This is a genomic window from Paraburkholderia sp. A1RI_3L (assembly GCF_048957895.1).
GTDB lineage: Bacteria > Pseudomonadota > Gammaproteobacteria > Burkholderiales > Burkholderiaceae > Paraburkholderia > Paraburkholderia kururiensis.
This window is the reverse complement of record NZ_JARCHA010000007.1, coordinates 186,228-206,699: the sequence shown is the minus strand read 5'-3', so window position 1 is coordinate 206,699 and position 20,472 is coordinate 186,228. Positions and strand designations below refer to the sequence as shown.

Sequence of the window (20,472 nt, the reverse complement as noted above, 5' to 3'; positions counted from 1 at the left end):
CGCCACACACGGTCTCGAGGAATCCGCCCCATGTCTCACGCACACACCGCAACGGCCGGCGCTGCGAAGGCGTCGAAGGACACGCTGGGTTGCGTGTCGAGCAAACTGCTCAAAGACGTTCAGTTCGATGGCGACGACATCCGCTTCTACCGCAAGTGCATGGAAGAGGCGCAACTGGACCGCATCGCGATGCCCGCCTGCGAGCGCGGCTTCCTGATCGGCGTTTCGCTTGCAGCAGGGCACCGGCGCAAGATCTTCCGCGGCGCGCGCGCGGTGGACCGTCGCTTCGAAGCAGGCTCCATCTATATCCGCGATTTCTCCGAGGATTACCGCGCCGACCTCTACGGCGGCTTCGACTTCGTGCTCGTGGAGCTGCCGCGCGCCTTCCTCATGCGGCTCGCCGACGAGCATGGCATTGCCGACATCGCAGGGCTCGCCTGCGCCACGCATCAGAAAGACCGCGTGCTGGGCCGTCTCGCGCAGGCGCTCGCGCCGGGTCTCGAAGCGCCTGGCCCGCTCGGCAAGCTGTTTGTCGAAGAGATAGGACTCGCCATCGGCACGCATCTCGCGCGGCAATACGGCAACGCACGCGTGGCGCATGCTGTGCCCGATGCGCAGCCGCCGCTGAAGCCCCTGAAAGGCGCGCTTTCCATGGCGGCCGAAGCGCGGGCCAAGGACATGTTGATGAATGCCTCGCACGCGGGCGCGTCGATTTCGGACATTGCCCGCGAATGCGAACTGTCGCGCGCCTACTTCATCCGCGCGTTCGCGAAGACCACGGGGCGCACGCCGCACCAGTGGCTGCTGGAGCAACGCACGGCCCAGGCGCGCAACCTCATCGAGGCAACCGGCCTGCCGCTTTCGGACATTGCGGCTATCTGCGGCTTCGCGGACCAGAGCCATCTGAGCCGCGTGTTCCAGAAAACAGTGGGCATGTCGCCAGGCGCCTGGCGGCGCAATGGTTCGCCGCCCGGGGGTGCGACGCGTGGTGGATCGCGGCGCACGCAGTCGCAGCCTGGATCGGAACCCGTCCCGCTCGACACGGCCCCGGCCCCGGACACGAACGCGGACTGAACCCGCCCGCGACGCGACCGGCGGCTGGTCGCTACGCATGCGCTTTCATGTTCGCCAGGTACGCGTGAATCTGCGCGACCACGGCCGCGCCGTCGCCCACGGCCGCGGCCACGCGCTTGGCCGACTCCGAGCGCACGTCGCCCACGGCGAAGAGGCCCGGCACGTTGGTCTCCAGCGCATAGCGGTGTCCCGTCACGACGAAGCCGCGGCTGTCCAGTTCCACGCCGCTGGTGGCAAGCCAGTCCGTTTTGGGATCCGCGCCGATGAAGAGGAACAGGTGCCGCGTCGCGATCGTCTCGCGCGTCTTGCCGTCGGCCTGGGCCTGGGCGCAGGCTGGCTCCGCTTCTGACTCCGTTTCTGGCTCCGCGTCTGGTTCCGCTTCCGGTTTGGTTTCTGGCTCTAGCCCTGCTCCCGCCCCCGCCCCGTCCCGCACGATGTGAATCTGCGCGAGTCCGCATGCGTCGCCCTCCAGCGCATCGAGCACGCAGCCCGTGCAGACCGAGACATTGGGCAGCGCCGCGATGCGATCGATCAGATACCGCGACATGCTCGCGCGCAGGTCCTTGCCGCGAATCAGCATGCGGATGCTGCGCGCGAAGCCCGCGAGGTACACCACGGCCTGTCCCGCCGAGTTGCCGCCGCCGATCAGCACGATGTCCTGCCCCTTCGCAAGCCGCGCCTCGATGGGCGACGCCCAGTAATAGAGGCCGCGCCCCTCGAAGCGCTCGAACCCCGGCACCGCGGGCTTGCGATACGCGGCGCCGCTCGCCGCCACCACGGCATGGGCGCGCACGCATTGCCCATCGGTGAGGCCCAGCACGAAACCAGCGGAGGATCGGGTCGCATCCCGCGTCACGTCACGGGCCACCTCACGGGCCACGTCGCGATGCACATCGACCACGCACCCCGGAATCGCCACATGCGCGCCGAACTTCAGCGTCTGCTGGAACGCGCGCGCCGCCAGCGCCTGGCCCGAGATGCCCGTGGGAAAGCCGAGGTAGTTTTCGATGCGCGCACTGGCGCCGGCCTGGCCGCCCGGCGAGCGCCGGTCGAACACCACGACCGAGAGCCCCTCCGAGGCCGCGTACACCGCGGCCGCAAGACCCGCGGGCCCCGCGCCGACAATGGCCACGTCATAGACGTGCGAGCGCTCGAAGGTGGGCACGAGCCCGAGGCGCGTGGCGAGTTGCGCCTCGTCGGGCGCGCGCAGCACCGAGCCGTCGGGGCAGAACACGAGCGGGAAATCCGCTGGGCCCGTGGTAAGCCCCGAGAGCAGGAGCACCGCGTCGGCGTCCGTGCGGGCATCGACGATGGAAGCCGGATAGGCGTTGCGGCGCAGGAAACCTTGCAGGCTCACGAGGTGCGCGTCGCCGGCATCGCCCACGATGATGGGCCCGAGCCCCTGCTCGATGAGCCCGAGGCGCCGCAGGATCAGCGCACGCATGATGTGCTCGCCCAGTTGGGCGTCCGCGACGATCAAGGCGCGCAGACGTTCCGGCGTGACCACGAGCGTGTCGCAGTCGGTCAGGGCGAAGCCGTCGATCAGCGCGGGCTTGCCCGCAAGCTGCGCCATCTCGGCCATGAAGTGGCCGTCTTCGTGTTCCGTGACGAGCGTCTGGCGACCCAGGCGGTCGCGCGAGCAGATGCGCACGCGGCCCTTCAGCAGCACGAAGAGACCCGGCGCCACCTGGCCTGTCTCGAACACGAATTCGCCTGCCGCGAAGTGCATGGGCATCGCAAAGCGCCGCAGGCTGGCGATTTCCGCGGCAGAGAGCTTCGGAAACATCTGGTGCTGACGATGTTCGAGCGACGAGTAAGGCGTATCGAGTTCCGCTGCCGGCACGTCGGGCAAGTCGGGCAAAGCGGAAAGGTTCGGCGGGCTGGCGCTCATGGTCGACCTCGGCAAACGGGTGCGCCGCGCGGCAGGCGGCATGGCTGGATTGACGAGGTTAGCGAAGGCCCGCGTGTTAAGCCTTGGCCGCGGGTTAAACGTTCTGAACGTGCGGATGCGGCACGGCGGGCATCTGCCGTTCCTTGCATCGGATGAGAACCATGACGCGCCGCGAGCACGTCGAATGCTGCGCAAACCCGCATGCATGCGGTGGCAAAGCCCCTTGAAACGTTCTGAAGCGTGCTCATAACCGGCTCCAATCAAGCTACGATGCCGCTGATGCGCCGCGGATGCCGGCACGGCCGACTTGCCCTGCGCCCGCCGCGACGTCCCCATACGAACAGGAATCTGGCCATGAAGCTGTCATTCGAAGCCCTCGAAGCACTGGATGCGATCGATCGGGCCGGCACCTTTGCCGAAGCAGCGGAACGGCTGCACCGCGTGCCGTCGTCGCTCACCTATCTCGTCCAGAAGCTCGAAAGCGATCTCAACGTCGAACTGTTCGACCGCAGCGGCCGGCGCGCGCGCCTCACGCATGCGGGCCGCGTGGTGGTGGAAGAAGGCCGGCGCCTCTTGCATGCCGCCGAGCAGCTCGAACTCAAGGCGCTGCGCATCCAGCACGGCTGGGAGTCCGAACTGCGCCTGTGCATCGACGAAATCCTGCCGTTCGGCGCGCTGTGGCCGTACGTCCATACGTTCTACGACCTCGCCATGGATACGCGGCTGCGCCTGTCCACCGAAGTGCTGGGCGGCACGTGGGACGCGCTCGTCACACGCCGCGCGGATCTCGTGGTGGGCGCAACCGGCGAGCCACCGCCGCTGCCGCATATCGTGGCGCGGCCCGTGGGCACGCTGCGCCACGTATTCGCGGTCGCGCCCAACCATCCGCTCGCGCAGCTGCCCGAACCGCTTTCCCTCGAAACGGTGCTGCGCTATCGCGGCGCCGTGATCAGCGACACCTCGCGCGAACTGCAACCGCGGTCCGTGGCCACTGAAGACGGCCAGCCCTACATCGCCGTGCCCACGCTCGCCGCGAAGCTCGCGGCGCAATGCGAGGGGCTCGCCGTGGGCACGCTGCCCGAGTGCCTCGCCCAGCGCGCCATCGACGAAGGCAAGCTGGTGGCACGCCGCGTCACGGGCATGCGCGAATTCACGCACTGCTACCTCGCATGGCGCGAAGACGAAGCGGGACGTGCGCTGCAATGGTGGGTGGAACAGCTCGACCGCCCCGACCTGATCGACCGCTTCATCACGCAGATTTGAGCGTGCGGCGCGCGAGCGGCGCGGCGGCGGCCACTTCATCGCTCATGTTGCTCAGGTTGTTCATGGCGCCCGGCCCGTGTACGCGGGGAATGCTCGCGCCGATGCGGCGCAGTTCGGCATCGAACCAGTGTTCGCCATTGGCTTCGCTGTGGCGCTTCGCTTCGTCGAGCGCGGCTGCGGCTTCGTCGTGCCGTCCGCAGGCACGCAAACCACGCGCGTATTGGCCCAGCAGCAGGGTGAGCGGCGCGAGATAACCGGTCTTGCGCAAGCCGTCGAGCGCGGCGGCGAATTCGCGCAAATGAGCCGGCTGCGGATCGACGGCACATTTCAGGCTCGCGGCATAACAGGCGCAGCAGGCGCTCCAGATCACGAAGCCGGTGCGTGCCGCGCGCGTCTCCAGCAGCGCGATGCCTTCTCGCGCAGCGTCGTGCGCCCCCGTCAGCAGCGCGACCGGCACGAGCCCTTCCACCAGCACGTAGCAGGTCACGATGTCGTGCTCGTAGCGCATCGCGGCATCGAGCGCGTCTTGCGCCACGCTCAGCGCCTCGCGCGTCTCGCCCTGTGCCCACAGCACGCGCGCAAGCGTGGCCCGCGTGGCAATGCCGTGCTCGATACGAAACCCCACTACGTTCCAGCGATGCACAGGATGCGCGTAGACGGCCAGCATTTCGTCGAGCCGCTCGCGCGCGGCCTCCTGCTCGCCGGCATAGTGCAGCGCGATAGCCTCGAGCCGCAGGCCGATCAGGCCCACCGGCAGATCGGCCTGCCGCGTCGCGAGCGCGCGAAAGCGCTGCGCGAACGCGAGCGCCGCGCGGACGTTGCCTGCGTAGCGGCAGGCGCTCGCGAGCCCCCACAAGGCGCGCAGCTGATACTCGCCGCTGTCCGTTTCGAGCGCGAGCGTGAGCACGTCGGCCCAGACGTCGAGCACCTCGCGCACGGGCCCGTGCGTATAGACGCGTGCGGCGCCGTAGGCGGCGAGCAGGCGCAACCGTGTCTCGGGCGGCACCGGCGCCACGGCGGGGTCGAGCGTGGCATCGAGCGCGGCGCGCGCACGTTCGCAGCATTCGTCGATCAGCGAGGCATCGAAGAGGCACGGCACCGCGACCGCCGCGAGCGCGATGCCCACCACCGCGTCGCCACCGGGCGCGAAGGCCCAGTCGAGCGCCGCGCGCAAGTTGCCGAGTTCGCGGCGAAACGCGAGAAACCAGGTGCCGGGCGCGTGGCCACTGGTGAGCGAGGGCGCCTGCGAGAACACCGCATGGAAATAGGTGGCATGCGCGAGCGCCGCCTCCTTGCGCTCGCCGCAGTCTTCGAGCTTTTGCAGCGCATAGGCACGCGTGATGGCGAGCAAGCGGTAGCGCGTGTCCGTGCCGGTACCCGCGTCCGCGCTTTCGCGAATCACGAGCGACTTTGCGACCAGCCCGCTCAACGCGTCGAGCAACTGCGGCTGGGAAAAGCCGCGCGGCGCGCTGCTTCCTTCGCTGCGTTCCATGCCGTTGCTCGTCATGCCGCTCACGATGTAATACGCGGCGTCGAACGAGAAGCCGTCCATGAAGACACCGAGCCAGCGCAGCAGCGTGCGCTCGGTTTCGTCGAGCAGGCGATAGCTCCAGTCGAGCATCGCCTTCAAGGTCTGATGCCGCGGCAGCGCCGTGCGAAAGCCGCCGGCCAGAATGCGGAAGTGGTCGTCCAGGTGGTCCGCGAGCACTTCGACGCCGAGCACCGCCGCGCGCGCCGCCGCGAGTTCGATGGCAAGCGGTATACCGTCCAGCCGCCGGCATACGGCGGCCGTGAGGCACAGCGTGCGTTCGTTGAGCGGGAAGCGCGCGTCCGCGGCACGTGCGCGCGCAATGAACAACTGCACGGCGCTGGCCTGCACGATGGCGTCGCCCGTATCCGCCTCGCCGGGCACGTCGAGCGGCGGCACCTGGTGCAGCAGTTCGCCGGGAATGCGCAGCGCCTCGCGGCTCGTGGCCAGCACGCAGAGCCCTTCGCTCGCAGCCGTGGCCGCGGTGGCCACCTGCGCGGCCACGTCGATCAGATGCTCGCAGTTGTCGAGCACGAGCAACATGCGCCGGCCCGCGAGGCCCGGCACGATGTCGGCAAGCGCCAGGCGGCCGGCCGGCCTCGCCATGCCGAGCGAGCCCGCGAGCGCAGCCGGGAGTGCATCCGCGAGCGCGTCTGCAACGAAGCGCGGGTCCGATACCGAAGCGAGCGGAACGAACACCACGCCGTCGGGAAAGCGCGATGCCACGCGCGCCGCCACCTCGGTGGCCACACGCGTCTTGCCGATGCCGCCCGAGCCCACCAGCGTGACGATGCGCAGCGCGCCGAGTGCATCCGCGACCTGCGCTATCGAAGCCTCGCGCCCCACGAGCGCCGAAGCGGATACCGGCAGCCGCTGCACGAGGTCTGCCGTGCTGCGCTTCGGCGCTGCGTCGCTGAGTGCGCCGACCAGACAATAGCCGCGTCCGGGCACCGTGCGAATGAGATCGCGCTGTGGGCCCAGCGCCTTGCGCAAGGCGGCGATGTGAACCTGCAGGTTGTTTTCCTGAACGATCGTTGTGGGCCACACGCACCGGATGATCTCGTCCTTCGACACCAATGCGCCTTCGGCCCGAATCAGCAATTCGAGAATATCGAATGCGCGGCTGCCGATACGCACCCGTTCGCCGTTCAAACGAATTTCGCGGCTCTCGAGAAAGACGTGGAGTTGCCCGATCTGAATCATTGCAAGCTGTCTTTCGACAAATGAGTCGGTATTAAGTCATCAGTTCTGCCGGCGCGCCCCGCGCGGCACGCTCATGCTACGGCATTCCCCTCATTCGAAGATTTAAATATTCCGAACTGAATGTTCGATATTTTTGATTAGAGGATTTTTTTATTGGAGGCGTGAATCTCTCAGGCAATACGGCTTGCTTCTATTCCGGTTTTCCAATAAGCAGCTTGCGGTGAGCGGCGGCGCATGCCTTCGGGGGCCGCGGAGTCGAACGATCGACTGGCCGCGAAGGCATGCAGGCACTTCACTTCATGTCACGTCACGGGTGCTGATAGGCGTCGCGCGGCTTCGGCACCACGGGCATCTTCGTGTACTGGAACACCGGCATGGCCTTCAGCGCCTCACGCGTGGCGCCGGCCAGCACGAGCTTGCCGTCGGCGAAATCGAGCTGCTCGATGGGCACCGCCACGTCGTGACGCATGCCGACGAAGCGCTGGGCATCCACGATCGCGTACGAGACGGACTTGTCCGGCGCCACGACGATGTCATAAACCTTGCCCACCTGCTGCCCTTGCTCGTTGAACACGGGCTTGCCGAGGATGGAGCGCTTCACGCTCCAGCCCGCGAGAATCGCGTCGGCCTCGGTCACCGAAATGCCGATCGTCTGATGGCCCACCACCTGCGCCTGTGCGGTCTGCACGCAGACGGCGGCACACGCCGCCACGGCCACCGAGATCCACGTCTTTCGAATCATGCTGTTTTCTCCAATTGCAATGCGAACTACGAAACGGCGCCGTCCATCGTGTTGGGCAGCGCCGGACTGGTTTCGGGCGGCAAGCGTCGCGGCCGGGGCCCGGGTCGCGCGTGAAGCCGTACATGAAGCTGCGCATGTGAGTCGCGCATGTGAGCCGGATCGCTGCTTCAGCGCGCGGCCATCTGTTCCAGCTCCGCGGCGAGAATCATCTCCATGCTGTTCGCCGGACGATGCGCGCCGCGCCACTGCGGCTTGTAGATCGGATCGCCGCGACGGATGGCGCGGCCCGTGAGCGCGCAGTAGCCGCTCGAGCGCGACTTGGCGCTGATCCAGCGCTGGTCGATGTAGCGGCAGCGCGTGGAGTCGCTCCACGACACCAGCATGGAGCTGTCGTTCTGCTTCTCGAGCGCAATGATCGACGTGCGGTTCAGCCCCACGCCGGCCGCCGCCCGCGCGGCATTGCCGCCCGCCTGCTTGCGTGCGCCTGCGCCGCCGCGCGCGTGCGATCGCGCCGCTTCGGGCCGCACGGCGTGCATCGGCTGGCGCGCCTCGGACTGCAGCCACAGCAGCATGACGACGTGTTCCCAACGATCGAGTTCTTCCATTTGGCGTGTCCTCGCACAGGAATGGCTATACCGCGGGCTGCGGCCGCATCCGTCATGCGTTGCTCGCAGGGCGCTCATGGGCCGCCGGCGGGTAATGTGAACCGCGACGTGAACCGCGAAGTGACCCGCGCAGTGAACCGCGCAGTGACCCGTGCCCCCAGGCGCGACGCGGCGGGGATTGCGGCGACCGACCACGCGACACCCGCAGCATGACGTTATGCGCGCCGCGCTGAAGAGTCCTTTGCGTTCGCTTAAATCTTCTTGTGGCGGCGCGGCCGCATGGCGAGCCGGCCGCCACTTCCTGTCACGAACCGCCGCTTCATTCGGCCACCGCGCATGAGCCTGTTCCGGCACGCAGCGCCAGGATGGCGAGCAGGATGACGGGGAACAGCAGCGCCCAGAACGAAGCCTGCACAAACGCGATGGAGGCGACGATCGCGCCCATGGCAAAACCCGCCACCGGTAGCAGAATGTCGGCAAGGCGCTCGCGCGCCGCGCGCTTCGCGTCGCTCGTGTGGCCGGTGAGAGCGTCGATGGTGTAGAGCACGCCCAGCGTGACGTTGAGCGTCATCATCGTGGTGGGCGGCTGGCCGGGCAGCACGAGCCGGCTGTGGGCGTTCTGCACGCCCATGGCCGCGGCCCCGAAGAGCGCCGCCACGATGGCCCACGCGCTCTCGGGCCCGTAGTGCGGCCAGACGACGAGACCCGCCGCCATCATCAGACACAGGCAGAGAGCCTGAAGCACATAAAGGCCGCGCTCGGCGGAAACGCCGCGCCGCTGCGCCATGCCCACGCCGCCGCGGGCCACCGCCACGCCCGCAATGAACGCCGGAAACGCGAGCAGCTTGATGAGCATGCCCTGGCCCTCTCCCACCACGTTCGCGCCGATCAGCACGAAATTCGCCGTGACGTGTGCGGCGAAGAGGCCGAACAGCGCGACGAAGCCGAACGCGTCCACGTAACCCGCAATGAACGCGAGGATGGTGACGAGGCGTTGCGGCGTCGATGCTTCGGCGCGCACCTCGTGCACCTCATGCACCTCATGCACCTCGTGCACCTCATGCACCTCGTGCACCTCATGCACCTCGCGCGGCTGGCCGCCCTGCACGGCAGACGGTGGGAAGTTCATGTCGGGGTCCTCTCGTGCGCCGTGCTCATGGCTTCGGCTGGTCGTCGGCGCCCGCGTCGCGCTGCGCGGTGACGATGGGCGTGGAGGTGTGAGTGGGCATGGACGACGTGGACGCCGGCGCGCTCACCGCAGCCGGCGCGTTGCGGGCCGCGAGGTGCGCCTTCAGCTGCGTCACGAGCTGGTCGCCGCCCAGCATGCCCAGCAGCCCCGCCAGCGCGATCAAGGGCGGCGCAGGCGATTTCAGGCCCAACAGCCCATAGCCGATGCCGAACAGCAGGCCCGATAAGAGCGAGTAGACGTATTGCATGACGTCGGTCCTTGCGGTGCGCAATGGTGAGAAAAAGCGCCTGCAGGTGCCGCGGCGACAGACCTTCGCGCCACGGCCAGGACGCGAAACCATCGTAACAACGCGCCGCCGCCGCACCGATTTAATCGTTCTGAATTCTCCTGCCGCACTGCCGCCCGCTCCTGCCTGCGGCCGCCTGCTTCTGCCTGAGGCTGCCCGCCGCCGCCCGCTTCTTCCCGTTATGCATCGATGCCCGCCGTTCAGCCCGCGTGCGCGCTTGCTTCAGAACGTTTCAGGTGCGGCTAAGGACTTTCAGCCAGCCCTTGCGTAGTGTTGAAAAACAGACGGCGCAGCACGAGGCGACCCTCAACACGGCGACCAGGCCACACCAGCACACGGCCGCACCGCCACCGCCCATCGCCTTCACGCCATTTCGGACAGCCCTGTCCACCCACCTACAGGAACGCACGATGACTGCCCAGTTCGACGACACGGCGACCGCGGATACGGTCTTCTTCAACGGCAAGATTGCGACCCAGGACGAAAAGCGCTCGTTCGTCACGGCGCTGGCCGTCAAGGACGGCCGCGTGCTCGCCACGGGCAACGACCGCGACGTGATGCAGCGCGCGGGCGCCCACACGCGGCGCATCGACCTGCAAGGCCGCACCGTGATTCCGGGGCTCAACGACTCGCACCTGCACGTGATTCGCGGCGGCCTCAACTTCAACATGGAACTGCGCTGGGACGGCGTGCCCTCGCTCGCCGACGCGCTCGACATGCTGCGCCGCCAGGTGGCCCGCACGCCGGCCCCGCAGTGGGTGCGCGTGGTGGGCGGCTGGAACGAGCTGCAGTTCGCCGAACGCCGCGGGCCCACGCTCGAAGAGATCAACGCCATTGCGCCCGACACGCCGGTCTTCATCCTCCACCTCTACGACAGCGCGCTCCTGAACGCCGCCGCGCTGCGCGCCGTGGGCTACACGAAAGACACGCCGAACCCGCCCGGCGGCGAGATCCAGCGCGACCGCAGCGGCAACCCCACCGGCATGCTGATCGCGCGCCCCAATGCGGGCCTGCTCTACGCCACGCTCGCCAAAGGCCCGAAGCTGCCGTATGACGACCAGATGAATTCGACGCGCCATTTCATGCGCGAGCTGAACCGGCTGGGCGTGACGAGCGCCATCGACGCAGGCGGCGGCTACCAGGCCTACCCCGACGACTACGCCGTCATCATGGAACTCGCGAAGCGCGGCGAGCTGACCATGCGCATCGCCTACAACCTGTTCACGCAGAACGCGAAGAAGGAGATCGACGACTTCGCTCGCTGGGTGAAGATGACGAAGCCCGGCGACGGTGACGAGTTCCTGCGCGTGAACGGTGCGGGCGAAATGCTGGTGTTCTCCGCCGCGGACTTCGAAGACTTTCTCGAGCCGCGCCCGGACCTGCCGGAGTCGCTCGAAACCGAGCTGAAGGGCGTTGTGAAGCTGCTCGTGCAGAACCGCTGGCCGTTCCGCCTGCACGCCACCTACGACGAATCCATCAGCCGCTTTCTCAACGTGTTCGAAGAGGTGAACCGCGAAGTGCCGTTCGACGGCCTGCGCTGGTTCTTCGACCACTGCGAAACCATCTCGGAAGCCAACATTGCCCGCATCGCCGCCCTGGGCGGCGGCATCGCGGTGCAGCACCGGATGGCCTATCAGGGCGAGTACTTCATCCACCGCTACGGCGAGGAAGCCGCGCAACGCACGCCGCCCATCCAGAAGATGCTCGCGGCGGGCCTGCCCGTGGGCGCCGGCACGGACGCCACGCGCGTGGCGAGCTTCAACCCGTTCGTCTCGCTCTACTGGATGATCTCGGGCCGCACCGTGGGCGGCACGCTGCTGTACCCCGAGCGCAACCGGCTGGAACGCATGGAAGCGCTGCGCCGCTACACCGTGGGCAGCGCATGGTTCTCGAACGAAGACGACCGCAAGGGCGCCCTCGTGCCGGGCCAGTACGCGGACTTCGCCGCGCTTACCGACGACTTCTTCACCGTGGACGAAGAACGCATCAAGTACCTCTCGTCGGTGCTGACCGTGGTGAACGGCAAGGTGGTCTACGCCGACGAGGAATTCAGCCCGCTCGCGCCGCCCGCCTTGCCTGTGAGCCCCACGTGGTCGCCGGTGGCGGAGTTCGGCGGCTACAGCCGCTATCGGCCGGCTGCTTCGGCCACATCGATGACTGCGGCCGAGGCCACGGCGCGCGCCTGCATCGACGGTTGCTCGAACCAGTGCGGCGTGCACGGCCACGGCCACATGTGGGCATGGCGCAGCAACGTACCGACGGGCGACGACAACGGCTTCTGGGGCGCGCTCGGCTGTAGCTGCTTCGCGTTCTGATCGCGCTTCGTTCCCTGTCACCCGGATCGCACACCATGAACCTGGCACTCGCTCGCATCACGACGAATTTCGCAGCGCACTCCAACGACATCGCCCTGCTCTTCCTGCGCGTGAGCGCGAGCGTGCTGCTGCTCATCGTGCACGGTCTGCCGAAGGTGCGGCACTACGCCAGCGAGGCCGCGGCCATAGAAGACCCGTTCCACTTCGGCAAGCGGCTCACCATCGCGTTCGCGATCTTCGCGGAAGTGGTGTGCCCCGTGCTCGTGATCTTGGGCGTCGCGACGCGGCTTGCAGCGCTGCCCGTCATGGCCGTGACCGCGATCGCGCTGCTGCGCGTACATCCCGAATGGACCGTGGAACAGGGGCAGTTCGCGTGGATGCTGCTGATCCTGTTCGGCACCATCGCCATCGGGGGCGCAGGGCATTACTCGCTCGCCGCACTGCTCGATCTGTGACAGGAGACACGATGAGCCGCTGCGTCGCCGGCATTCCGATACCGGACAGCACCATGGCACAGGCCGCGCTCGCCACGGTCATGGCTATGGAACCGGACATTCTCTACCGGCATTCGGTGCGCGTGTTTCTGTTCGGCGCGCTGGTCGGCAAGCATCGTGCGCTGGCCTGCAACACCGAATTGCTCTATGTGGCCGCGCTTTTTCACGACATCGGGCTCACGCCCCTCTATCGCGATTCGCAGAAGCGCTTCGAGCTGGACAGCGCCAATGCATTGCAGGCGTTTCTCTCGTGCCACGGCGTGCGCGACGACGACGTGGCCGAAGCCGCCCGCGCCGTGGCACTTCACACGTCGTTCGGCCTGCACGCGGAAATGCCCTCGCTCACGGCGCTGTTGGGCGCGGGCGTGGAAACCGACCTGCTCGGCATGCACTTCGACGAGGTGTGCCAGGCCGATCGCGATGAAGTGGTGAACGCGTTTCCGCGCGGCCCGCGCTTCAAGGAACAGATTCTCGAAACGTTCGCGCAAGGCATGGAGCGGCGCCCGCTCACCACCTTCGGCACCGCGAATGCCGACGTGCTCGAACGGTGCGACCCGAACTACCGCCGCAGAAATTTCTGCGGCCTGATTCTCGGCTCGCACTGGAAGGACTAGCGGCGAAGCACGGCGGCACCGCTTTCGTGCGTCGTACCGTTTTGTTTGCACCGTTTCCGTCGATTCGCCCGCACGCATCACCTGAGCCGTCATTCATGACCGACCTTGCCCGTCCGACCTCCGCATCGCACGCCCCGGCGCAGGCTGGGAGCGCCGCCGCGTCCGCCGCTTTGCCCACCATTCCCCCGGCCCACACCGGGCCGCTGCTGATGGGACTCGGGCTCGCCACCGGCATGGAGTTCTACACGTTCGACAGCATGAATCTCGTGCTGCCGGACCTCACAGGCTCACTCGGCGTCTCCGGCGACGAGGCGAGCTGGCTGCTCACCCTCTACAGTTGCGCGCTCTTTCTCGGCGTACCGGTTTCCGTGTGGCTCGCGGGCCATGTCGGCTATCGGCGCTTTCTGCTCGCCACCATCGTGGCCTTCGCGGGCACCTCGATGGGCGTGGCGCTTTCGCCCGGCTTCGAGACGATGCTTGTCTGGCGCGCGCTGCAGGGTCTCGCCGCGGCGGGGCTCGTGGTGTGGTGGCGCGCGAGCATCTACGTGCTGATGCCCAAGCCGCAACGCAGCCCCTCGCTGATGCGCGTCTCCACGGTGCTCTATCTGTCGAGCGCCGCCGGTCTGCTCGCGAGCGGCTACATCACCGACCACTACGACTGGCGCCTCATTTTCCTGCCGAACCTCGTTTATGCTGGCGCCGCGCTGTGGCTCATTGCCCGCTACTTTCCGGTCATGCCGCCCGCCTCGTCGCAACGCGTCGTGCAGACGGACTGGCCCGGCATCGCGCTGCTCGCCATTGCGCTCATTTCGCTGCAGGTCATTCTGAATCGCGGCGAGATAGACGGCTGGTTCGGCTCGGCGCATCTGCGCACGCTCGCCTTCGCGGGCGCGACCGCATTCGTGCTGTTCGTGGCCTGGCAAGGCAGTCCCGCCAATCGTTCGCCGCTCATGTGCATCGACCTGCTGCGCGACCGCCACGTGCTTTCGTCCGCGGTGCTGGGCGTGTTCACCGGCATGATTCTCTCGGGCAGCGTCTTCGTGCTGCCCGAATTCCTGCGCAACCTCGCGGCGAACACCTACAGCGCGACGCAGACGGGCCAGATCATGTGCGTCTACGCGCTCTCCGCCGCGGCCATGCGACCGCTCATCGTGCCGCTCATCACACGTGTGGGCCAGCGCAAGACGATTGCGATCGCGCTCGTCATGCTGATCGCCTCGATGGTCGTATTCCACCGGCTGCTCACCACGGGCACGCCCGGCCCTTACTTCGTGCTGCCGCTCGTGCTCTATGCGGCCTGCCTCTCGCCGCTCCTGCCCGCCGTGGGCAGCGGCACCGTGGCGAGAATCGAGCAGAACCGGCTGCTGGACGGCGTATCGCTCTACATGACGTTTCGCCAGTTCGGCGCGTCGCTGGGCGTGGCGCTGCTCACTATCCTGATCACCCATCGCGAGACGCTGCATTCGTCGCGCCTCGCAGACCACGTCCGCATGGACCGCGACGTCACGCGCGACTGGCTTGCCACGCTGGGCGCCACGCTCACGGGCAACGGCGGCTATACGAGCTTCGACAGCTCGCGCGCCGCGGTGCGCATGCTGGCCGAAGAGACCGCGCATCAGGCCGCGACGCTCGCCTACGCCGACGCGTTCGCCTTCATGGCCGCCGTGGGCGTGCTCACGCTCTGCGTGCTCCCGCTCGTGCCGCCTACGCCCGTTGCAACCGCGACGCTCACGCCGCTCACGCCGCTTACGCCTCTCACGCCTGTTCCGAAGAAAACATCATGAATCACGACACAACCTGCTGCGCTGCCCGCGCACGGCAACCGGCCCGAAGGCACGATGCGCTCCCGTCACTCGCCGCCTCCGCTGATAGGAGGTCGCAATGAGCGAGACCCCGCTGCACGAAACGCCCGCTGAAAAGCGCAATGCGGCTGCGCCTGCGGCCGGGGTGTCGCCTGGTCCCGCCGCGCCGCCTCCGGTCGCCGTGCCGCCCGCGAGCCGGCGCTCGCTGGTCTTCGGCGCGCTCGGGCTCGCCGTGCTCGTGCTCATCGCGCTGTACTTCCTCGTGCCCGATCTCTACGAGAAGCGCACGAACGACGCCTACGTGGACGCCCACGTCGTATCCGTCATTCCGAAGGTGCCGGCCTACGTGAAAAAGCTCTACGTGGACGACAACAGCAAGGTGCAAGCGGGCCAGCTTCTGATCGAACTGGACCCGCGCGATTACGCGGTGCAACTGGAGCAGGCCAAAGCAAGCCTCGCCGATGCCGAAGGCAAGCTCCAGGAAGCGCGCGACCAGATTCCCGTGGCCGATGCGGAAATTGCACGTCAGCGGGCCGAACTCGAGGTCGCCGAAGCCAACGCGAAGCTTGCCCAGGTGAACCTGAGCCGCCTGCAATCGGTATCCGACATTCGCGCCGTGTCTTCGCAGCGCGTGGACGAAGGTAAGGCGGCGGCCGCGAGCACGCGTGCCTCGGTCATCGCGGCACAGGTTCGCGTTCAGGCCGCCCAGGCGCAAGCGAAACTCGTACGCTCACAGACCGCCACGGCGCAAGCCGCCGTAGCCCAGGCGCGCGCCGCCGTGGACCAGGCCGCGCTCAACCTCACGTACACGAAGATCTATGCCGGCGAAGCAGGCAGCATCGCGAAGAAAACGGTGGAGCCCGGCAACTTCGTGCAGCCGGGTCAATTGCTGCTCTCGGTGGTGCCCGAACACCTTTACGTCATCGCCAACTACAAGGAAACGCAGCTCACGCGCGTGCGTCCCGGCCAGGCAGTGGCCGTCGACGTGGATGCCTTCCCCGACCTGCACCTGCGCGGCCACGTGGACAGCATCCAGCGCGGCACGGGCTCGCGCTTCGCGCTGCTGCCGCCGGAAAACGCCACGGGCAACTTCGTCAAAATCGTGCAACGTGTGCCGGTCAAGATCGAGTTCGACAACCCCGGCGAAGCGATGAAGTGGATCGCGCCGGGCATGTCAGTGGAAACGCGGATCTTCGTCAGGGAGCAGCCGAAATGGCTCGAATTCCTGAACTAGCGCGGGGACGTCGACGCTCGCGGGCGTGGCTCGCGGGCGCGGTGTCCTGTGTCATGGCCGGCATGGTTGCGGGCTGCACTGTGGGGCCCGATTACGTGGCGCCCAAAACGGCGCTGCCTGCGGTGTATGGGGAGCGCGCGCAGGCTTCGTCGAAGTCGGCTTCGCCCGATGCGTCGCTCGATAGCTGGTGGCAGAACCTGGGCGACGCCACGCTGAACGCGCTGATCGAAGACGCGTTGCAATCCGCGCCCGATATCGCCGAAGCCGAGGCACGCGTGCGCGAAGCCCGCGCGTTGCGCGGCATCGCGGGCGCGGCCGACTATCCCGAGGTCGATGCGGGTGGCCTCTATCGCCGCACGCACGGCAGCGCCAACGTGCCCACCGGCGTGCAACCCGGTGGCATGGGGCCGGGCAAGAACGGCAACCTCTGGCAAGCGGGCTTCGATGCGTCGTGGGAAATCGACGTGTTCGGCGGCACGCGGCGCAGCGTCGAATCTGCGAACGCTTCGTATGAAGCCGCCGTTGCCGGCAGTGAGGACGTGCGGCTCACGCTGGCCGCCGAAATCGCGCGCAACTATATCGAGCTGCGCGGCGCGCAGCGCCGGCTCGACGTGGCGCGCCGCAATCTCGCCATCCAGCAGGATGGGCTCGTGCTCACGCGCGCCCAGTTCGATGCGGGCCTCGCGTCGCGGCTCGATATGCTGCGTGCCGAAGCGCTGGTCTCGGACACACAGGCCGAAATCCCCTCGCTCACCGCGCACGCGCGCGGCTCGATCTATCGGATCGGCGCGCTTGTGGGGCGTCAACCCGAAGCACTGCTCGCGCAACTCGATGCGCCCCAGGCCATTCCGGCGCCGGTCGCCGACGTGCCCGTCGGCCTGCCCTCCGACCTGCTTCAGCGGCGCCCCGACATTCGCGCGGCAGAACGCCGGCTCGCAGCAGCCCACGCGCGCATCGGCGTGGCGAAGGCCGACCTCTATCCGCACTTCTCGCTCACGGGCGCAGCGGGGCTGGAGAGTCTGGATGCCTCTACGTTCCTCACCTCGCCCAGCCGGTACCTCTCGGTGGGGCCCAGCATCCGCTGGCTGATTTTCGATGCGGGCCGCGTGCGCTTTCAGGTGCATGCCGAAGAGGCGCGCACCGACGCCGCCGCGGCCGCCTACCAGCGCACCGTGCTGGGCGCGCTGCGCGACGTGGAGACAGCGCTGGTGTCGTATGGCCAGTCGCGCGTGCGTCGCGATCAACTGAGCGCGGAAACCGCGAGCGACCGCGAAGCCGTGACCGTGGCCACGCGCCTGTATCGCCAGGGTCTGGTGGACTTCCTGCCCGTGCTCGACGCCGAACGCTCGCTCTATGCCGCCGACGACAAGCTCGCGCAGACCGACCGCGACACGGCGCTCGCGCTGGTCGCGCTCTACAAGTCGCTGGGCGGGGGCTGGTCTGCGCCGAGCGAGGCCGCGGATTCCAGGGTATCGACCATCACGCGAGTCGCGGCACCGTAGTGCGGCGCGTCGGTTGGCGCGGCACACGCGCCAGCCGGTTGTGCCGGTTGTGCCGGTTGTGCCGGTTGTGCCGGTTGTGCCGGTTGTGCCGGTTGTGCCGGTTATGCCGGTCGTGCCGGTTGTGCCGCATCAGTCAGGCATCACGTTCTTTTCAACCGCGTTGGCAGCCCGCAGCACTCCGTGCGACGCGTGGCCGCCATCGCTCACAGGAGCACACACATGAGCACCATCACCACGAAAGACGGTACGCAGATCTTCTACAAGGACTGGGGCACTGGCCGCCCGGTCGTGTTCTCGCACGGCTGGCCGCTCAATGCCGATGCCTGGGATGCCCAAATGTTGTTCCTCGTGCAGCACGGCTTTCGCGTGATCGCACACGACCGCCGCGGCCACGGACGCTCGGACCAGCCGTTCGAGGGCAACGACATGGACACGTATGCCGACGACCTCGCCGCGCTGCTCGACGCACTCGACGTGCGCGAAGCAACGCTCGTGGGTCACTCCACGGGCGGCGGCGAAGTGGCGCACTACATCGGCCGTCATGGCACGAAGCGCGTGGCGAAGGCCGTGCTGATCGGCGCCGTGCCGCCCATCATGATCAAGACGGACGCGAACCCCAACGGCCTGCCGCTCGACGTGTTCGATGGCATCCGCAAGGGCGTGGCCGAAAACCGTCCGCAGTTCTACAAGGATCTGGCAACGCCGTTCTTCGGTTTCAACCGGCCGGGCGCCAAGGTCTCGCAGGCAGCTATCGACGCGTTCGTGATCCAGGGCATGGCGGGCAGCATCTACGGCCAGTACCAGTGCATCCACGAGTTTTCGGAAGTGGACTACACGGAAGACCTCAAGAAGATCGACGTGCCCACGCTGATCCTGCACGGCGACGACGACCAGATCGTGCCCATCGACAATGCCGGCCGCCTCTCCGCGAAGATCGTGAAGAACGCCACGCTGAAGGTCTATGCCGGGGCCTCGCACGGCATGTGCGTGGTGAACGCAGACCAGGTCAATGCGGACCTGCTCGCGTTCCTGCAGTCGTAAAGCACGCGGTGCGCCGGCCTTCAGCGCGCGGTGAGGCCGCCCGTTTTCAGGGCATCTTCCGCGGGCTGAGGGTCGACTCCACGTGCCGCAGAGGCGGCGCATGTCCTGCGCGTTGCGTCCGCTGCACGCGGCGGATTGCGCCGCGCTCCATCCCGTTTCTTCGACCTCGCGTCGACCCAAGGCCATGACTTCCAACACCCTCACCCATCTCACCTCGGCCGCCGGCGCGCCCGTTGCCGACAACCAGAACTCGATGACCGCGGGCCCGCGTGGCCCGGTCATGCTCCAGGACGTGTGGCTGCTCGAAAAGCTCGCCCACTTCGACCGCGAGGTCATCCCCGAACGCCGCGTGCACGCCAAGGGCTCCGGCGCCTTCGGCACGCTCAAGGTCACCCACGACATCACGCAGTACACGAAAGCCAGGGTCTTCGCCCAGCCCGGCAAGGAAACCCCGCTCTTCATGCGCTTCTCCACGGTAGCCGGCGAACGCGGCGCCGCCGACGCCGAGCGCGACGTGCGCGGCTTCTCCATCAAGTTCTATACCGAGGAAGGCAACTGGGACGTGGTGGGCAACAACACGCCCGTGTTCTTCATCCGCGACCCGCTCAAGTTCCCCGACTTTATCCACACCCAGAAGCGCGACCCGTACACCAACCTGCGCAACAACGTGGCCGCGTGGGACTTCTGGTCGCGTCATCCCGAGTCGCTGCATCAGGTCACCATTCTCATGAGTGACCGCGGCATTCCGAAGAACTACCGCCAGATGCACGGCTTCGGCTCGCACACGTATTCGTTCATCAACGCCAGTAACGAGCGCTTCTGGGTGAAGTTCCACTTCAAGTCGCTCAACGGCATCGAGAACTACACCAACGAGGAAGCCGCGCAGGTGATCGCCGCCGACCGCGAAAGCGCGCAGCGCGACCTCGTGGAGCACATCGACCAGGGCAACTTCCCGCGCTGGGCGTTCTGCATCCAGGTGATGCCCGAGGCCGATGCGGCGAAGGTGCCCTACAACCCGTTCGACATCACGAAGGTGTGGCCGCACAAGGATTACCCGCTGATCGACGTGGGCGTGATCGAACTGAACCGCAACGCGCAGAACTATTTTGCGGACGTGGAGCAGGCCGCGTTCACGCCGGCCAACGTGGTGCCGGGCATCGGCTTCTCGCCGGACCGTCTGCTGCAGGGGCGGCTGTTCTCGTACGGCGACACGCAGCGCTACCGGCTGGGCGTGAACCACCACCAGATTCCGGTGAATGCGCCGAAGTGTCCGTTCCACCACGCGTTTCACCGCGATGGCGCGATGCGCACCGACGGCAACCTGGGCGGCACGGTGAACTACGAGCCGAACCGCTTCGGCGACTTCACGCAGGACCGCAACGCGGCAGAGCCGCCGCTTGCGGGCGGCACCGTGGACCACTACGACCATCGTGAAGACGGCGACTACTACAGCCAGCCGGGCGCGCTGTTCCGCCTGTTCGACGCGGCTCAGCGTGAGCGCCTGTTCGCGAACATCGCAGCGGCCATCGACGGTGTACCGAAGGAAATCGTGGAGCGGCAGGTCGAGCATTTCCGCCGTGCCGATGCGGCGTATGCCGAAGGCGTGATTGCGGCAATGGCTGCGCGGGCGGAGGAAAGGAAGGCGTAAGAGACCTGAACGGCGGGGCTGAACGGCGCCTGCGCCGTTCG

The 20,472-nt window shown here is 67.4% G+C and carries 16 protein-coding genes; 10 read left to right on the top strand and 6 right to left on the bottom strand.

Annotation, left to right across the window (positions count from 1 at the left end; all coding sequences use genetic code 11):
* Positions 1–30 precede the first annotated feature (30 nt).
* The gene (locus PXJ20_RS20065; RefSeq protein ID WP_421032016.1) at positions 31–1,074 is read left to right on the top strand and encodes a helix-turn-helix domain-containing protein; all 1,044 of its coding nucleotides are present in this window, start codon (positions 31–33) and stop codon (positions 1,072–1,074) included.
* 31 nt (positions 1,075–1,105) lie between these two features.
* On the opposite strand, the gene PXJ20_RS20060 is transcribed toward PXJ20_RS20065, so the two are convergent.
* Entirely contained in the window at positions 1,106–2,965 is a 1,860-nt protein-coding gene (locus tag PXJ20_RS20060; protein WP_421032015.1) for an FAD-dependent oxidoreductase, read from the bottom strand.
* A 354-nt stretch (positions 2,966–3,319) separates the two neighbouring features.
* Here PXJ20_RS20060 and PXJ20_RS20055 point away from each other — a divergent pair, with 354 nt between their 5' ends.
* Positions 3,320–4,228 (top strand): LysR family transcriptional regulator, encoded by a 909-nt coding sequence (locus PXJ20_RS20055; RefSeq protein ID WP_421032014.1) that lies wholly within the window; start codon positions 3,320–3,322, stop codon positions 4,226–4,228.
* On the opposite strand, the gene PXJ20_RS20050 is transcribed toward PXJ20_RS20055, so the two are convergent.
* The 5 genes from PXJ20_RS20050 to PXJ20_RS20030 all read right to left on the bottom strand — a co-directional run bounded on the left by PXJ20_RS20050 (position 4,215) and on the right by PXJ20_RS20030 (position 9,742).
* The gene (locus tag PXJ20_RS20050; RefSeq protein ID WP_421032013.1) at positions 4,215–6,959 is read right to left on the bottom strand and encodes an ATP-binding protein; all 2,745 of its coding nucleotides are present in this window, start codon (positions 6,957–6,959) and stop codon (positions 4,215–4,217) included. The genes PXJ20_RS20055 and PXJ20_RS20050 overlap by 14 nt on opposite strands.
* A 307-nt stretch (positions 6,960–7,266) precedes the next feature.
* Positions 7,267–7,701 carry a PRC-barrel domain-containing protein gene (locus PXJ20_RS20045; protein ID WP_017775258.1) on the bottom strand — a complete coding sequence of 145 codons (435 nt, stop codon included), beginning with the start codon at positions 7,699–7,701 and terminating at the stop codon, positions 7,267–7,269.
* A gap of 167 nt (positions 7,702–7,868) precedes the next feature.
* On the bottom strand, positions 7,869–8,306 hold the full coding sequence (locus PXJ20_RS20040; RefSeq protein WP_126878740.1) for a DUF3331 domain-containing protein: 438 nt from the start codon (positions 8,304–8,306) through the stop codon (positions 7,869–7,871).
* Positions 8,307–8,625: 319 nt separating this feature from the next.
* Positions 8,626–9,435, bottom strand: coding sequence for a YoaK family protein (locus PXJ20_RS20035; RefSeq protein ID WP_421032012.1), 810 nt, complete (start codon positions 9,433–9,435; stop codon positions 8,626–8,628).
* A gap of 25 nt (positions 9,436–9,460) precedes the next feature.
* Entirely contained in the window at positions 9,461–9,742 is a 282-nt protein-coding gene (locus PXJ20_RS20030) for a DUF1427 family protein (RefSeq protein WP_199542244.1), read from the bottom strand.
* Between the two features lie 449 nt (positions 9,743–10,191).
* Between PXJ20_RS20030 and PXJ20_RS20025 the strand changes: the two genes are divergently transcribed.
* From PXJ20_RS20025 to PXJ20_RS19990, 8 genes are all read left to right on the top strand, one after another.
* Positions 10,192–12,096, top strand: coding sequence for an amidohydrolase (locus tag PXJ20_RS20025; RefSeq protein ID WP_421032011.1), 1,905 nt, complete (start codon positions 10,192–10,194; stop codon positions 12,094–12,096).
* A 35-nt stretch (positions 12,097–12,131) separates the two neighbouring features.
* Positions 12,132–12,551, top strand: coding sequence for a DoxX family protein (locus tag PXJ20_RS20020; protein WP_413215185.1), 420 nt, complete (start codon positions 12,132–12,134; stop codon positions 12,549–12,551).
* Between the two features lie 11 nt (positions 12,552–12,562).
* Entirely contained in the window at positions 12,563–13,204 is a 642-nt protein-coding gene (locus tag PXJ20_RS20015) for an HD domain-containing protein (RefSeq protein ID WP_017775252.1), read from the top strand.
* Between the two features lie 95 nt (positions 13,205–13,299).
* Positions 13,300–14,988, top strand: coding sequence for an MFS transporter (locus PXJ20_RS20010; RefSeq protein WP_421032010.1), 1,689 nt, complete (start codon positions 13,300–13,302; stop codon positions 14,986–14,988).
* A 97-nt stretch (positions 14,989–15,085) separates the two neighbouring features.
* Positions 15,086–16,240, top strand: coding sequence for an HlyD family secretion protein (locus PXJ20_RS20005; protein ID WP_421032009.1), 1,155 nt, complete (start codon positions 15,086–15,088; stop codon positions 16,238–16,240).
* Between the two features lie 53 nt (positions 16,241–16,293).
* Positions 16,294–17,742 (top strand): efflux transporter outer membrane subunit, encoded by a 1,449-nt coding sequence (locus tag PXJ20_RS20000; protein WP_421032008.1) that lies wholly within the window; start codon positions 16,294–16,296, stop codon positions 17,740–17,742.
* 219 nt (positions 17,743–17,961) lie between these two features.
* Positions 17,962–18,783 (top strand): alpha/beta fold hydrolase, encoded by an 822-nt coding sequence (locus PXJ20_RS19995; protein ID WP_017775248.1) that lies wholly within the window; start codon positions 17,962–17,964, stop codon positions 18,781–18,783.
* A gap of 184 nt (positions 18,784–18,967) precedes the next feature.
* Positions 18,968–20,431: a catalase gene (locus PXJ20_RS19990; protein ID WP_421032007.1), complete on the top strand. Its 1,464-nt coding sequence runs from the start codon at positions 18,968–18,970 to the stop codon at positions 20,429–20,431.
* The last annotated feature ends 41 nt before the right edge of the window (positions 20,432–20,472 follow it).

Excerpts from the sequence above, each read along its gene's own strand:
- PXJ20_RS20030 (WP_199542244.1), bottom strand. The coding sequence starts at position 9,742 with ATGCAATACGTCTACTCGCTCTTATCGGGCCTGCTGTTCGGCATCGGC.
- PXJ20_RS20035 (WP_421032012.1), bottom strand. The coding sequence starts at position 9,435 with ATGAACTTCCCACCGTCTGCCGTGCAGGGCGGCCAGCCGCGCGAGGTG.
- PXJ20_RS20020 (WP_413215185.1), top strand. The coding sequence starts at position 12,132 with ATGAACCTGGCACTCGCTCGCATCACGACGAATTTCGCAGCGCACTCC.
- PXJ20_RS19995 (WP_017775248.1), top strand. The coding sequence starts at position 17,962 with ATGAGCACCATCACCACGAAAGACGGTACGCAGATCTTCTACAAGGAC.
- PXJ20_RS20015 (WP_017775252.1), top strand. The coding sequence starts at position 12,563 with ATGAGCCGCTGCGTCGCCGGCATTCCGATACCGGACAGCACCATGGCA.
- PXJ20_RS20050 (WP_421032013.1), bottom strand. The coding sequence starts at position 6,959 with ATGATTCAGATCGGGCAACTCCACGTCTTTCTCGAGAGCCGCGAAATT.
- PXJ20_RS20005 (WP_421032009.1), top strand. The coding sequence starts at position 15,086 with ATGAGCGAGACCCCGCTGCACGAAACGCCCGCTGAAAAGCGCAATGCG.
- PXJ20_RS20055 (WP_421032014.1), top strand. The coding sequence starts at position 3,320 with ATGAAGCTGTCATTCGAAGCCCTCGAAGCACTGGATGCGATCGATCGG.
- PXJ20_RS20000 (WP_421032008.1), top strand. The coding sequence starts at position 16,294 with ATGGCCGGCATGGTTGCGGGCTGCACTGTGGGGCCCGATTACGTGGCG.
- PXJ20_RS20060 (WP_421032015.1), bottom strand. The coding sequence starts at position 2,965 with ATGAGCGCCAGCCCGCCGAACCTTTCCGCTTTGCCCGACTTGCCCGAC.
- PXJ20_RS19990 (WP_421032007.1), top strand. The coding sequence starts at position 18,968 with ATGACTTCCAACACCCTCACCCATCTCACCTCGGCCGCCGGCGCGCCC.
- PXJ20_RS20010 (WP_421032010.1), top strand. The coding sequence starts at position 13,300 with ATGACCGACCTTGCCCGTCCGACCTCCGCATCGCACGCCCCGGCGCAG.
- PXJ20_RS20065 (WP_421032016.1), top strand. The coding sequence starts at position 31 with ATGTCTCACGCACACACCGCAACGGCCGGCGCTGCGAAGGCGTCGAAG.
- PXJ20_RS20045 (WP_017775258.1), bottom strand. The coding sequence starts at position 7,701 with ATGATTCGAAAGACGTGGATCTCGGTGGCCGTGGCGGCGTGTGCCGCC.
- PXJ20_RS20040 (WP_126878740.1), bottom strand. The coding sequence starts at position 8,306 with ATGGAAGAACTCGATCGTTGGGAACACGTCGTCATGCTGCTGTGGCTG.
- PXJ20_RS20025 (WP_421032011.1), top strand. The coding sequence starts at position 10,192 with ATGACTGCCCAGTTCGACGACACGGCGACCGCGGATACGGTCTTCTTC.